This window comes from Methylobacterium sp. Leaf88, from assembly GCF_001422795.1.
Lineage (GTDB): Bacteria > Pseudomonadota > Alphaproteobacteria > Rhizobiales > Beijerinckiaceae > Methylobacterium.
The window spans coordinates 139,722-140,212 of record NZ_LMMK01000003.1 but is presented as its reverse complement, the minus strand read 5'-3'; the positions used below and the strand labels follow the sequence as shown (position 1 = coordinate 140,212).

The following is a 491-nucleotide window of genomic DNA, read 5'->3' as shown; positions in this document are numbered from 1 at the left end:
TCCAGGATGGCACCCGCGAGCACCCGGATGAGCTTCGCCTGGGCCATGGGCGCGCGCTGGAAGTGCAGCCCGCGCACGGTGCCGCGCGGGGCGGAGAAGGACTGGTTGTCCTGGATGAAGACATCCGCAATGCCGGCGCGCGCCAGGATGTCCGCCCGGTAGGTCTCCGAGAACCAGCCCCGCGCGTCGCCGAAGCGCGTCGGCACCACCCGCCGGACCGCCGGAATGTCCGTCTCAATCACCTGCATGCCGGAAGACCTCAAGATCACGAAGCTGTCCCGTCCTTGACGAGCCTGAATCCCAGGCTGTCAAGGATCGGAGGGGGATTTTCAAAGGGGCCGCGATGCGTCGGAGCCGTCCCGAGCTCGCGGCCCTGTTTCCGACACAGGACTTCGCGACAGGAGACGGCGTTTGATGTTGACGGACCTCCTCCTCAGCGCGGGGGATGATCCGGGCGGAAAGTATCGATGATCGCCATTCAGATCATATCC

At 65.6% G+C, this 491-nt stretch carries 1 protein-coding gene; it reads right to left on the bottom strand.

Going from position 1 to position 491, the window contains the following annotated elements:
* On the bottom strand, nt 1-248 hold a 248-nt coding region (locus ASF20_RS01990; protein WP_162242129.1), incomplete at its 3' end, for a dTDP-4-dehydrorhamnose 3,5-epimerase family protein.
* Between the last annotated feature and the right edge of the window lie 243 nt (nt 249-491).